The organism is Candidatus Roseilinea sp. NK_OTU-006 (assembly GCF_012931985.1).
GTDB lineage: Bacteria > Chloroflexota > Anaerolineae > J036 > Brachytrichaceae > JAAFGM01.
On record NZ_JAAFGM010000008.1, the window covers coordinates 13,551 to 26,658 of the forward strand.

A 13,108-nucleotide genomic window follows, 5' to 3' on the forward strand; every position below is an offset into this window, starting at 1 on the left:
TCACGACCAGTGGATCACCCGACCCTCTCGGCGCGCATCCTCCGCCGCAAAGGCGAGCAGGTGGCTTTCTAGCGACACGCGGGCAGTTGTTTGATGTCTGGTGCGCTCGCCGTTCAGCGCTTTGACGAAGTCGCGCATGAGCCCGAAATCGCCTCCGCCGTGACCGCTGCCATCGCCAGGTGGGTGGATCGCTTCTTCTCTCAGGCTGCCGTGATCGACGATGCGGAGCGTAAACGGCCGGCCTTCGCTGAAGTCGCCGTAGAGCGTCGCGCGCGTGCCGTCCCAGCGCATCGTCCGGCCTTCGCGGTCGCTGTGGCCGTGCATGGTGAAGGTGCAGGTCGCGCCGCCCTCGAATTCCAGATTGAGCGTTTGGTGGTCCACCACGTCGTTGTCGCAGCGATACACGCAGCGGCCGTAGGGGCTGGTCTTCAGCCTTTCCCAGCGCTCCTCCGGCAGGGCATTGAACATGTCGGCGGCGGTGAGCATGAAGCCGCGCGCCTCGAACCGTTCCAGCGCCGAGCGCCGATGAATGTCGGCGTCGTACAGGCGCGGCGCATACCAGGGGCAGGCGGCTTCGATCGGGCAGCCATCGGTGCAACGCTCGGGGATCGGCTCAGGCGCAAGCTCGGCTGCGCGCTCGGCGCGGTAGTGCAACAGCGAGCCGAACGACGACAGCCGCCTGACGCGCTGACCCATGACCCAGATGAGGATGTCCAGATCGTGGCAGCATTTGGCGAGGATCATCGGCGCAGAGAGCGCTTCGTTGCGCCAGTTGCCGCGCACAAAGCTGTGGCTCATGTGCCAGTAGCTCACGTTCTCGCGGTGATCTATGGTGACAATGCGACCCAAGCGGCCACTATTCACGATGTCGTAGAGCGCCGTGAAGAAAGGGGTATAGCGCAGCACATGGCAAATCTGCAACACGCGCCCCAGGCGTTCGGCAGCTTCCACCAGCGCAACGCATTCCTCGCGGGTGGGCGCGATGGGCTTCTCCAACAGCACGTCGTAGCCGGCGCGCAATAGCGCCAGCGTGCTGGCATGGTGCATACGGTCCTGCGTGCAGTTCACCGCCGCGCGCGCCAACTGCGGCCGCGCCACCACGTCCTCCCACGAGGCGAACTGCCGCTCGGCCGGAATATCGTGATACGACGCGAAACGCGCGCGCCGTTCGGCGTCGGGCTCGGCCACAGCGATGAATCGAATTTCGTCCGGGTGTTGCAGGGCATAGGGCCCATACGACCAGGTTGCGCGGTTGCCCGCACCGATCATGATGGCTTCGATAGATGACATGTCTTGCTTCCTTGACGCTAGCTGAGATTAGCTCGGCCTTAAAGGCGCGCACAATCGCGGCTTTTGCGAGCTGTTCGAGCAAGCCGTGCTCGCTCGGCCAAGTTTATAGTCCAGGAAGAAATTGCCGCCTGAGCAAACAGCTCGACTATACTCCCCGTGAAGGTTGCCTCGCTTGTTTGGGCATGCGGCGCTTCAGGCAGGGCGAGATGGCTTTCTAAATTTCCGTCGCAGGCGTGCGTGAAGCCATGGGAAGGAACATAGCGCGCATATTCGAATCACTGCTCGTCGTGCTTGTGCTCGTCTCTGTAGGTTTGGGGGTCACTTGGACGGGCCATTTTCAGCCCCCCCCTGCGTCGGAAGCGCCGCAGTTGCCAAGCCAGCAATCGGCGATGCGCTCCAGCGACGCTTTCTTCGCGCCGACGCTCGCGCCCGACACGGTGCTGTCGGGTGCCGGCCTTGCGCCGGTCGTCGGCGCGACGCCTGCCCCAACCATGCCGGAGGTCACCTCGACGCCCGGCCGCATCAACGCGCCCGAGGTCGCCACGCCTGTGGCCGTGAACTTGCAGGTGGATGAGCGCGCGCTCGGCGCTGAGGACGCCCCGCTGTTGCCGCAGGCCCCGGGTACAGTCAACATTTTGCTGCTCGGCAGCGACGCTTCGGCCGATAGCCACTATGCGCGCACCGACACCATCATCGTTGCCAGCATTGACCCGCGCCATCCTTCGGTCAGCCTGCTCTCGTTCCCGCGCGACCTTCAAGTGCGTATGTCAGACGGCGTGCAGGATCGCATCAACACGGTCATGCAGCGTGGCTACCTCAGCAACTATCCCGGCGGTGGGCCGGCCTATCTCGCCCTGGTCCTGCGCAAGAACTTCGGCATCCAGATCAACCACTTCGTGCGCGTGGATTTCGCCGGGCTGATCAAAGCCGTGGATACGCTGGGCGGCATAGAGGTCCTGATCGAGTGCGAGCTGCACGACACCTTCCCCGACAAAGACTCGCCGCTCGGCAAAACCGATCTTGACCTCTATCCGGGCAAGGTGACCTTGAACGGCAAGCAGGCGCTATGGTATGCCCGCTCGCGTTGGAGCACCACCGACTTCGACCGCGCGCGACGCCAGCAAAAGGTGCTGCGCGCGCTGTTCCGCAAGGCGCGCGATAGCAACCTGCTACAGAACGCGCTCGGGCTCTACAGCGAGCTCCGCAACAGCATCGAGACCGACCTCGGCCCATCCGACCTTGTTCCTTTGGTGGACATCGCTCGGCGGCTCAGCAACGACGACATCAAGAGTCGCGTGATCACCTGGCCCATCGTGCGCTCCTATCAGCGCGCGGATGGCGCCGCGGTGTTGATTCCAACCGACAAGACCATCCCGTTCATTGCCGAGGCGTTGGCGCCGCCGGCCGGCAATCAGGCGCAAATCCGACCTGCAGTGGAGATCTACAACGGCTCTTCGCGGCCGGACATGGAGCTGGTGGCCGCAGAACGGCTGGCGTGGGAAGGCTTTCAAGTGGTTGCCCTGGGACAGGTTGAGGGGGATCGCTTCCCGCAGACACAGATTGTGGATTACAGCACAACGCGCAAGGGGTCGCCGATTGCCCGGCTGCAAGAGATCTTCCGCGTGCAACCGCGCAACGTGATCGGCCAGCCGGATCCAAGCAGCCCATCGGCAGCGCGCGTCATCCTGGGCGAAGATTACGACTCCTGTCCGAACACGGCCAACATCGCCGGCGACGTGAAGCTAGAAGCGACCGGAGCACAAATTCGCGTGACGCCCGCGCCGTGAACATCGCGCGGTGCGCGCCGATCAGGGCATCGGCGTGATGGCCGGCTCCGAATTCGGCGTAGGCGTATCCGTTGGCGTAGGGATGAGCGTCGGTATAGGCGTATCTGTAGGCAGAGGGGTATCGGTCGGCGGCACAAGCGTGGCCGTGGCCGTGGCCGTGGGAGTGTGAGTCGGCGTAGCAGTGGGCGTGGCGGTGGGTGTTTCGGTCGGCGTAGCGGTGGGTGTTTCGGTCGGCAGCGGCGTGTGAGTCGGTATAGGCAAGACGCGCGTCGGCGACGGCATACTGATCGGCGTGATCGTCGGCGGCGCGAACTGGGTGGGCAAGTCGGCCAACGTGGGCGTGGCCGGGCGCGTCTCGGCAAGCGGCTGAGCCGGCGATGCAGTCGGTGCAGCGAGCAGATCCTGATCCGGCCGCTGCAGAATGACCAGCGCGGCAAAGCCAAGCAAATAGCACGGGATGGTTAGGAGAATAATGCCGATGAGCACACTGTAAGCAACGCGATTTCGGCGCGGCGCGTTGTCGGGGACATCCTGCATGCCGTTCACATTGTAGTATCATCGTACGATGACGTTATTGTAGATTGACGATGTTTCAACCAGTTGCGACCCAGATTGACTTCCCGGCTCAAGAACGCGACGTACTCGCGTTTTGGGCGCGCACCCGGGCCTTCGACCGCCTGCGCGAGTTGCGCGCCGACTCCGATAAACGCTTCTCGTTCATAGACGGCCCGATCACCGCCAACAACCCCATGGGTGTGCATCACGCTTGGGGCCGCACCTACAAGGACTTGTGGCAGCGCTACTTTGCCATGAAGGGCTACAACCAGCGCTGGCAAAATGGCTTCGACTGCCAAGGGCTGTGGGTCGAAGTCAACGTCGAGAAAGACATGGGCTTCAAGTCGAAGCGCGACATTGAGACCTTCGGCGTGGAGCGCTTCATCGGCCTGTGCAAGCAGCGCGTGCTGAACAGCGCTGCCATGCAGACCGAGCAATCCATCCGGCTGGGCTACTGGATGGACTGGAACGACCCGGAAGAGCTGCGCTGGCTCGCCCAGAAGATCGTCGAAGACCCACAGCAAGTCATCACCCTCGAACGCAACGGGCAAAAGATCACCGGCACCGTCGAGCAAATCGTCGGCCGTCTCGGCCTGCCGGAATTGGGCGGCTCATACTTCACCTTCAGCGACGAGAACAACTATCAGATTTGGAGCTTCCTGAAGAAGTGCCACGAAAGGGGCTGGATTTATCGCGGCGAAGATGTGATCCCATGGTGCCCGCGTTGCGCGACCGGCATCAGCCAGCACGAGATTGACACCGAAGGTTACAAGGATCGCGAGGATCCCGCCATCACCGTGCGCATGAAGCTCAGGTCGTTCGACGTGAGCCAGGCGACCTGGGTGAGCCCGCAAGCGCGCGCCAAGTTCGACCACGCGTCGGGCAAGTTCCTTCTGGCCTGGACCACAACGCCCTGGACGCTGCCGGCCAACATCATGGCCTCGGTCGGCCCCAAGCTGACCTACGCCATCGTCCGGCAATTGCACAAAGACGGCGAACTGGCCGTGTATTTCCTCAGCAAGAAGACGCTGCACATCCTGCGCGGCGAATACGAGGTGCTGGGGGAGATTCGGGGCGAACACATGGCCGGCTGGACGTACGAAGGGCTATTCGATGACTTGCCGGCGTTCATTGACGCGCACAAGCGCTGGCAGGACAAGCACGACGGCCGCGCCTTCGCGCACGTCGTCATCACCTGGGACGGCGTGGGCGAGGACGAAGGCACCGGCATCGTGCACAATGCGCCCGGCGCCGGCCCGGAGGACTACCAACTCGGCAAGCAGCACAGCATGCCAAAGATCGCCCCGCTGAACGAGGACGGCCGCTTCCTGGACGGCTTCGGCGAACTGACCGGCAAGCACGCCCACGATGTGCCCGACCTGGTCGAAGCGCTCCTCAAGGCCAAGGGCTATTTCTATCGGCGCGACAAGTATGTGCACCGCTACGCCCACTGCTGGCGCTGCGGCACGCCGCTGGTCTATCGCATGGTAGACGAGTGGTACATCAGCATGGACGAGCTGCGCCACGAAATGATGGCCGTGTCGGAGCAGATTCGCTGGATCCCCTCGTTCGGCAAAGAGCGCGAACTGGACTGGTTGCGCAACATGCACGACTGGATGATCAGCAAGAAGCGCTACTGGGGGCTCGCGCTGCCGATCTGGGAATACCCCGACGGCACATTTGAGGTCATCGGCAGCTACGAAGAGCTGAAGGCCCGCGCCGTCGAGGGCTGGGAGCAATTCGACGGCCACACGCCGCATCGGCCGCACATTGACAAGGTCAAGATCAAGCACCCCGTCACCGGCCTCATCGGCACACGTGTGCCCGACGTGGGGAATCCGTGGCTGGACGCCGGCATCGTCGCCTACTCCACCCTGCGCTATCGCACCGACCGGGCATACTGGCAGCGATGGTTCCCGGCCGACTTCATCACCGAGAGCTTCCCCGGCCAGTTCCGCAACTGGTTCTACTCGCTGATCGCGATGAGCACGGTGCTGGAAGGGCGCATGCCCACACGCACCATCCTCGGCTACGCGACCTTGCTCGACGAAAAAGGCGAGCCGATGCACAAGAGCAAAGGCAACGCCATCGAGTTCAACGAGGCTGCGGATCAGGCCGGCGCCGACGTGATGCGTTGGCTGTACGCGCGCCAGCGCTACGACGACAACCTGCTGTTCGGCTACAACGCGCTCAACGAGGCCCGTCGCCAAGTCATCATCCCGCTGTGGAACGTCTACGCTTTCTTCGTCACCTACGCCAACGCCGACGGTTGGTCGCCCAAGTCGCCGGAGGCGCAGGAACAGCCGACGACGCTCAGCGCCCTGGATAAGTGGGTGCTGGCTCGGTTGGCCGAGACGACGAACATGGTCAACGCCGCGCTCGACGCCTACGATGCACGGCCGGCAGTACTGGCCATCGAGAAGTTCGTGGACGATCTATCGAACTGGTACGTCCGGCGCTCGCGCGAGCGCTTCTGGGGCCGCCAGATGACGGCAGACAAAGAAGCCGCCTACGCCACGCTCTACGAGGTGCTCACGACGCTCGCTCGGCTTATCGCCCCTATCGTCCCCTTCATTAGCGAAGCAATGTGGCAGAACTTGCGGAACGCAGATTTCCGCATCCAGAACCCGGAGGACAACCGCCGACTGCGCGATTCGCGACGCGCGTTCTCCGTGCATCACCAGCCCTATCCACAGCCGCGCGAGTTGACGGAAGAAGAGCACCACCTGCTGCGCCAGGTCGCGCTGGCCCGCACGGTGGTCGCGCTTGGCCACAGCACCCGCGCCCAATCGAAGGTGAAGGTGCGCCAGCCGCTGCGCAAGGCGATGATCGTCGCCGACGACGAAGCGCGCCGGGCGATCCTGGCTCACTACGACGTCATCACCGATGAGCTGAACGTCAAGGCGCTCGAGTTTGTCGAGCGCGAAGTCGAACTGGTCAGCTACCGCGTGTTGCCAGACCTGAAGAAACTGGGCAAAAAGCTGGGCGCCGACTTGCCGAAGGTGCGCGCAGGCTTGGGACAGCTCGACCCAGCGTCGGTTGTCGCTGCGGTCAAGGCCGGCCGACCCGTCGCTGTGAATGGCGTCTCGCTCCAGCCGGATGAGATCATCATACAAGCCATCCCACGCGAGGGGTTGATCGTCGCCGGCGAGAACGGCATCGTCGTCGGCCTCGATACCACGCTTGACGAGGCGTTGATCGCCGAGGGGTTAGCGCGCGAGGTGGTGCGCCGCGTCAACGACCTGCGCAAGGCAGCCGGGCTGAACGTCTCCGACCGCATCCATTTGGCCTACAGCGCCAGCGACCGCCTACGACGCGCGATCACCCAATTCGCCGACTACATCGCTGGCGAAACGCTGAGCGCCGCGCTGAGCGAGGGGCAACTGGCAGACGGCATCCGCGCAAGCGATACCTTCGACGGCGAGCAGCTCACGATCTCGATCAAAAAAGCGTCCGATGAGTAAGTCAGCAGGCACGTCCGAGATGCCTGGCGCTTCAAACGCAGCCCCATGATTCAAGACACGTTACAGCGACCTCGAGGACAGACGCCGCCGGCCATCGCCGCACTGCCCGGCATCGGACTGAGCGTTGGGCAACACCAGGCGCTCGACGCCGTGTTGGCCGCGCTGGACCAGCCGGGGATGCGCCGCGCGATCGGCCTATTCGGCCCCCGCGGCAGCGGCAAAACCACGCTGCTGAGCGCGCTGTGCAGGGATGGCGCATCCGCCCGGCGCACGCCCCAGCATCGCAAGGTCGTATGCGCGCTGATCAACGCCGCCAATCTGCCGACCGACCTGGCCCCCTGGCAACGCCTGATCTTTGGCGTGCTCGATAAGCTGGCTCAACAGCCCGGCGCGCCCGCGACCGTCCAGGAACTCCGCGCCGAACTGGAAGAGGTGGTACAACACGAGGCGGCCGACGACGCAAGCGCCACGCTCGCCGCCGCTGCATTTGCCCACCATATGCGCGCCGCTTTTGCCGGCATGATCCACAGCGCCATCACGCTCTCGAACGCGACGTTCGTCGTGGCCATTGATCATCTCGACAAAGCGACGCCGGAAAGCATCGCCCAACTCCTGGAAGCCTCGAAATACTTCCTCAACGCCCAACATTGTGCCACGTTGATCTGCGCCGACCAACCGGCGCTTATCCAGAAGCTCGGCGATGCGGCGATGTTGCGCGCCTGGCTCACCGACCAAGTCGAATTGCGCGTGAGCGCGCATCCCGCACAACGTGAGGCGGCCATCGCCGCCCCACCCCAGCTACCGCCGACGCCGCCTCGCCCGATCGCTTCAGACCTCCCGCCACTTTGCGTTCAACTCTTCACCGACATCCTGGGGAGCGACCACTATGCGATCGAGCGCGCCGCCGAACACTGGCGCGCGGCCATGCGCGCGCTGGCCAAGCGCCACGCCGAGGGCTACCGCACCGATGTATCCGGCGCGATGATCGCCAAGTTGTGCGCGTTGCGCGTGCTTTCACCGGGGCTGTTCGACGCCATCCGCCTGGATGCGCCGGCGCTGACCACGCTCGAACGACGCGCGCGTCTGCAGGGTTCAGCCCGCAGCGACCACGACGAGTGGGCCGAGGCGCTGGAGCGCGACCCGCGCCTGGCCCGGCTGTTCGCCACTGCGCCGAGCTTCATCGGCGTTGAGACACGCCACCTAGCCACTGCGCTGCGCCTGGTGCAGACCGGCGACCAAGCGACGGTGCAGCAAACAAAACCACTCACAGCTCCCCTTGTAGGAGGCGGCATTAAGCTCATCGCGCTCAACCGGCCCCGCCCACATGAACGTCCCCCATCTCCAGTATCGTCTGCGCCGATCTGGACGCCGATTACGGTGGCGGCCGGCGTGTTCATCATGGATCGCTCGATCAAGCTGGCCGTCCAATCCGTCGAGGCGCTCCACAGCGGCGCGCCGGTGCTTGGTGGGCTGATTGGGCTGCAGCCCCCCCCGGAAGCCAACCTGGTGGAGATCGGTTTAACCATCGGCGTCACGCTGGTCGGCCTAGCGTTGTGCGCCCTGATCGCAGCCTTCGCGGGCCGGCGCGTTGACGGCAGGCGCGCCAAAGCATATGGGCTGATCGCCGGCGGGTTGACCGCCCATCTGTTTGACCGCGCCACGTATGGCGCAGCGATGAACTACCTGCACATCACCAACTTGCCGGTGTTTAACCTGGCCCATCTCGCGCTGTTGGTCGGCGCAGTGATGCTGGCCGTTGCCATCCTGACCGACCCATCCCACGCCGCGCGTAGTCACCACGCAGGCGCTCTCGACCATGAGTGAGGAAGCGCGCATCGCAGAATCGAACCCATCGGCGGAAAGCCCGGGCCGGCCAGTTGCTGCCCTGTTCTTCCAGCGCTACGGTTTGCTATTGCTGGTGACGAGCATCGCCCTGGCTGCGGACATTATCACCAAACGCATCGTCGAGGCGCAGATTCCGCTCTACACATCCATCCCGGTCATTGGCCCCTATCTGAGCTGGACGCACACTCAGAACACGGGCGCAGCGTTCAGCCTGTTCCAAAACGGCGGCGCATTCTTCATCGTCGTCGCACTGATCGTGTCAGCAGTGATCCTGTATTACGCGCCTCGGCTTCCGGCCGGCGATTGGCTCTCGCGGGTGGCGCTGGGTCTACAGCTTGGCGGCGCTATAGGCAACTTGCTCGATCGCCTGCGCCAGGGCTACGTCACCGACTTCATCCACTTCCAGATCCCCGAAATCGGCTTTGACTGGCCGGTGTTCAACATCGCCGACAGCGCCATCGTCGTGGGCGTGATTGTGTTGATTGCGGCCAGCTTCCTGCGCGGCAACAAAGCGTAACCCGCCATGGCGCGCGAACGCTCCGCCAACGACGCAACATCCATCCCGCCAACCGACGCGCGACGCGCCGTGCTGTGGGACATGGACGGCGTGCTGGTGGACTCGGCCGACTACCACTATGCAGCCTGGCGCGAAGCGCTGGCGCGCGAGCACTACGACCTCAGCTACGAAGCGTTCCGCGCCACCTTCGGCCAACGCAACGACACCATCCTGCGCGGCATCTTCGGGCCAGACCTGGCCGCTGCTGAAGTGAACCGCATCGCGAACGCGAAGGAAGCGCGCTATCGCCAACTCGTGCGCGAGCACGGCATCGCGCCGTTGCCCGGCGTCCTGCGCTGGTTGCAAGCGCTGCGCACCGCCGGCTGGCGTCAAGCGGTCGCCTCGGCTGCGCCGCGCGCCAACATAGACGCTATCCTTGCCGCCGTGGGCATCGGGCATTACTTCGACGCGATCACTTCGGGCGAAGACGTGACCTGCGGCAAACCCGATCCGCAGGTCTACCTCGTCTCGGCCCAACGCGTCGGCGCCCTGCCGGCGCGTTGCGTGGTGGTGGAGGATGCGCCGGCCGGATTAGAAGGCGCGCGCCGCGCCGGCATGCGCTGCGTCGGCGTCACATCCACCCACGCTCACCTGGACGCCGACGTGGTCGTCGCGTCGTTGTCCGAGCTGGACGACGACGCATTCGACCGGCTGATCCCGCGCTAAACAGCGGTCATCCGTCGAACGCCGCTTCTTCCCTGGCCGTAGGACGCTCATCGGCGGGCGGCCGCTCCTCCTCGGGGAAATGCTCGATGATGATCTCGCCGAACAACGTCCCCTGGTAACACCGCACGACATAGCGCTTGAGCAGCTCCAGCAACGCCAGCAACGTCACCACGATCTCAACCCGCGTGTGCACGCCCTCCAGCATGTCAGTGAAGGCCACCCGCCGGTGGGTGTTAACGGCAGACAGGATGCGGTCCATACAGTCGTTCACGGTGAACGGCAGCCGAGCGATCACCTCGTCGGCGACCGGCGGCGGCAGCCAACGATTCACGACGCGCTGCATTGCGCTGGCCAGCGCCTCCAGCGTGACGTTATCCAGGGGCAGTTTCTTCGATGGCGGGCGGGGAATAGGCGGCGGATGCACCGGATAGGCGCGCAACTGCTGCTGCTCGCGCGCCCTCAGCATCCTTGCGGCGTGCTTGTAGAGCTGGTAAGCCTGCAGTTGGCTCACCAGGTCATCGGTCTCCTCCTGCGCTTCGAGCGCGACGGCAACCTGCGGCAACAACGCGCGACTCTTGATCACGATGAGGCGGGCGGCGACCGAGAGGAAGTGTGCAATGGTGCGCGGGTCGCGCCGAGGCATCCCGGCCATGTAGGCGATGAACTGATCGGTCACCATAGCCAGCGAGACCTCGGTGATCTCCAACTGGCGCTCTTCGATCAGCCGCAGGAGCACGTCGAGTGGGCCTTCATAGACCGGCAGGTGGATCGAGAATGGTGGGGGGCTGGCCGGCCCTGCTGCGCCCTGAACGACCTCACCACCGCTTAAGCGTGTATGTTGCATCTCGGTCATCGCCCAATTCTCCACATCTCACTGCGGATCCCCGTTGGCGCGTTGTTCCGCGGGCAACAGCACCCAGTAATCGAAGCCGTTCATCCTGAAGTGGCGCGCCCAGTAGTAGTTGCGGAAGATCGCCTCCTTGACCTCATCGGGATAGAACAAGGCGCGGAAGACCACTGCGCCGAACGCGCGCTGCTCAATCATAGCGATCATGCGCGAGGTGTCGAGCATTCCATTCTTGGATAAGTTGAGCAACTGCGTCGGGTTGGTCACTACGTCTTTGCCGGCCAGCAGCGTGAGCATCGCCTCCTCGCTCCACACCGGCCCCGGCACGCTGCGGATCATCTCCACCATCGCCCAGCCGTTGGCGGCATCCGCAGGGTCGAGCAAATGGCCGAGCTGCGTGAAACCGGCAGAATCATAGTAAGGATAGGGCGGATACGACGACGTATCGGCGACGCCGATCAACCGCGCGATCGCGCCGAAGATGCGCCCGCTCGTCGGCAAATGCACGTTGAGCGCGGCCTGGAGGAAGAAGATCAAGGCGGCGAGCGCTGTGGCGAGCGCCGGCAGATAGGGCGCGCGGCGCTCAGCGCCCGACGCATCGCTCGTCGCATCCGATGTTGAGCGCGCCGCATCGCGCGCGCCCTGCGCCTCATCCCTCAGGCGGCGCGCCCAGCGATGCGTGATGCGCACAAGCAAGCCGGCCGCGCACACACACGAGGCTGCAATAGCGGCGATCAAGTAGGCCGGCCCGGCGCCCCACTTGCCGGTCAACATGCCCATCGCGCTGCCGGCGACAAAGTAGAGCGACCAGATGGTGATCGGCCCGAACGAACGGGCGCGCGCAGCTCGCGCGACATCCCACGCGACGTAGAGCACGCTGCAAACGATCAAGACGCCCTGGAGCCGGAACCACTGGCCGTAGGTTTGCCAAGTGACGGCGATGTCATATGCATTCACGTTGGCCAGCACCACGTTCAACCAGAACTGGCCGTTTGTCGCCGCATTCATCGCCAGCACCAGCGCGCCGGTGACCAGCGCGCTGGCGGCAAGCGCCAGCGCAAACCACTTTGGCCGCCGGATCAGCAGATACGTGAAACCGGCAACCAGCGCATCCACCGCTTGCAGCTTGGTCCAGCCCGCGATCAGAAGCAGGACGACGCCGAGCGCGCTGTATCTCGCCCGCGCAGCCTCCGGCGACGCGCGGCGCGGGTCCAGGCCGATGTCCAGGCAACTGATCCCGGCGAAGGCAAACATCACCATCGGCACATGTGCGCGCGCCAGCGGCCCGACTTGGTAGACGTAGTTCGCCGCAAAGAACGCCAGCGCAGCTAACAGCGGGACGCAGAGGCGCAGAATGGGGAAGAGAGAAGCGCGCAGCGCGCGGCGCGACTGGCGCTCATCGCCTGCCAATCCCTCCGCTTGCCACAGCCGGCGCGCCGCGAGAAAGATCAGCGCGCCGGTGACCAGTGATGCGGCAAAGGCTAGGGCGCGCCCCACCCACAGGTGCGGCCCAAACCACGCCACCAGCGGCGCGAGCACCAGCCGATAGACCGGCGGGTAATTCGAGGCATAGAAGGGGAACTCCGCGTTGTCCAGGTAGATGCCCTCCCCGCGCGCCAGGCGGATGGCGTCGTAGAGTTCAAAGCCTTCGCCCTGGTCGTAATCGAACGGGAAGGCAAACAGCGCGCGGGCGTAGACCAGGTAAATGACGAAATAGCCGGCAAAGATGGCGATCGTCAGCCCCAATGCGACGACGGAGAGCGACGAAAGCGCGGCGCCGAAGCGGGCATGCTGCAGCGCGCGCGGGGAAGCAGCCGGCGGCGTGAGTTCTTCGACCACGATGCCGGTCGAATTTACCACGCGCGCATCGTCACCTCAACGCGCGAGCGCCCCGCGCGCCCCTCCCCTCACCCGTTGGTCTTCCAAGTCACCGAGGTGAAACGCAGCGCGCCGATCAAAACTCATGAGCCCATGGGAGCGCACGCCGGCGCATGGGCCCGGCGTGGTGCGTCGTTGCCCCTGTCCGACTCGCTCGTCCTCCGGTTCGCCGGCAAATTGCAACGGGCGTGCTGAGGCTAACCGATGTCCCGCCGACGCC

9 protein-coding genes are annotated in these 13,108 nt (G+C 64.6%); 5 read left to right on the forward strand and 4 right to left on the reverse strand.

What is annotated here, in order from left to right:
* Positions 1 to 1,290 (reverse strand): Gfo/Idh/MocA family protein, encoded by a 1,290-nt coding sequence (locus GXH28_RS06400; RefSeq protein WP_169238193.1) that lies wholly within the window; start codon positions 1,288 to 1,290, stop codon positions 1 to 3.
* Positions 1,291 to 1,535: 245 nt separating this feature from the next.
* Here GXH28_RS06400 and GXH28_RS06405 point away from each other — a divergent pair, with 245 nt between their 5' ends.
* Positions 1,536 to 3,077 carry an LCP family protein gene (locus GXH28_RS06405; RefSeq protein WP_169238194.1) on the forward strand — a complete coding sequence of 514 codons (1,542 nt, stop codon included), beginning with the start codon at positions 1,536 to 1,538 and terminating at the stop codon, positions 3,075 to 3,077.
* 21 nt (positions 3,078 to 3,098) lie between these two features.
* Here GXH28_RS06405 and GXH28_RS16735 read toward each other — a convergent pair whose 3' ends face one another.
* Positions 3,099 to 3,614, reverse strand: coding sequence for a hypothetical protein (locus tag GXH28_RS16735; RefSeq protein ID WP_206156739.1), 516 nt, complete (start codon positions 3,612 to 3,614; stop codon positions 3,099 to 3,101).
* 50 nt (positions 3,615 to 3,664) lie between these two features.
* On the opposite strand from GXH28_RS16735, the gene GXH28_RS06415 reads away from it, so the two are divergent.
* The 4 genes from GXH28_RS06415 to GXH28_RS06430 are packed head-to-tail and all read left to right on the forward strand — an operon-like array spanning position 3,665 to position 10,163.
* A complete protein-coding gene (locus GXH28_RS06415; RefSeq protein ID WP_169238195.1) occupies positions 3,665 to 7,096 on the forward strand; it encodes an isoleucine--tRNA ligase in 3,432 nt (1,143 codons plus the stop codon).
* A 45-nt stretch (positions 7,097 to 7,141) separates the two neighbouring features.
* The gene (locus GXH28_RS06420; RefSeq protein WP_169238196.1) at positions 7,142 to 8,920 is read left to right on the forward strand and encodes an AAA family ATPase; all 1,779 of its coding nucleotides are present in this window, start codon (positions 7,142 to 7,144) and stop codon (positions 8,918 to 8,920) included.
* Positions 8,913 to 9,458 (forward strand): signal peptidase II, encoded by a 546-nt coding sequence (lspA, locus tag GXH28_RS06425; RefSeq protein WP_169238197.1) that lies wholly within the window; start codon positions 8,913 to 8,915, stop codon positions 9,456 to 9,458. The genes GXH28_RS06420 and lspA overlap by 8 nt, the downstream gene beginning before the upstream one ends.
* Before the next feature lie 6 nt (positions 9,459 to 9,464).
* A complete protein-coding gene (locus GXH28_RS06430; protein WP_169238198.1) occupies positions 9,465 to 10,163 on the forward strand; it encodes an HAD family hydrolase in 699 nt (232 codons plus the stop codon).
* Positions 10,164 to 10,170: 7 nt separating this feature from the next.
* On the opposite strand, the gene GXH28_RS06435 is transcribed toward GXH28_RS06430, so the two are convergent.
* Both GXH28_RS06435 and GXH28_RS06440 read right to left on the reverse strand, forming a co-directional pair.
* Positions 10,171 to 11,016 carry a segregation and condensation protein A gene (locus GXH28_RS06435; RefSeq protein WP_169238199.1) on the reverse strand — a complete coding sequence of 282 codons (846 nt, stop codon included), beginning with the start codon at positions 11,014 to 11,016 and terminating at the stop codon, positions 10,171 to 10,173.
* A gap of 18 nt (positions 11,017 to 11,034) precedes the next feature.
* A complete protein-coding gene (locus tag GXH28_RS06440) occupies positions 11,035 to 12,870 on the reverse strand; it encodes a hypothetical protein (RefSeq protein WP_169238200.1) in 1,836 nt (611 codons plus the stop codon).
* Between the last annotated feature and the right edge of the window lie 238 nt (positions 12,871 to 13,108).

Coding starts and splice junctions, on each gene's coding strand:
- GXH28_RS06405 (WP_169238194.1), top strand. CDS start 1,536: ATGGGAAGGAACATAGCGCGCATATTCGAATCACTGCTCGTCGTGCTT.
- GXH28_RS06415 (WP_169238195.1), top strand. CDS start 3,665: ATGTTTCAACCAGTTGCGACCCAGATTGACTTCCCGGCTCAAGAACGC.
- GXH28_RS06420 (WP_169238196.1), top strand. CDS start 7,142: ATGATTCAAGACACGTTACAGCGACCTCGAGGACAGACGCCGCCGGCC.
- GXH28_RS06430 (WP_169238198.1), top strand. CDS start 9,465: ATGGCGCGCGAACGCTCCGCCAACGACGCAACATCCATCCCGCCAACC.
- GXH28_RS06435 (WP_169238199.1), bottom strand. CDS start 11,016: ATGACCGAGATGCAACATACACGCTTAAGCGGTGGTGAGGTCGTTCAG.
- lspA (WP_169238197.1), top strand. CDS start 8,913: ATGAGTGAGGAAGCGCGCATCGCAGAATCGAACCCATCGGCGGAAAGC.
- GXH28_RS16735 (WP_206156739.1), bottom strand. CDS start 3,614: ATGCAGGATGTCCCCGACAACGCGCCGCGCCGAAATCGCGTTGCTTAC.
- GXH28_RS06400 (WP_169238193.1), bottom strand. CDS start 1,290: ATGTCATCTATCGAAGCCATCATGATCGGTGCGGGCAACCGCGCAACC.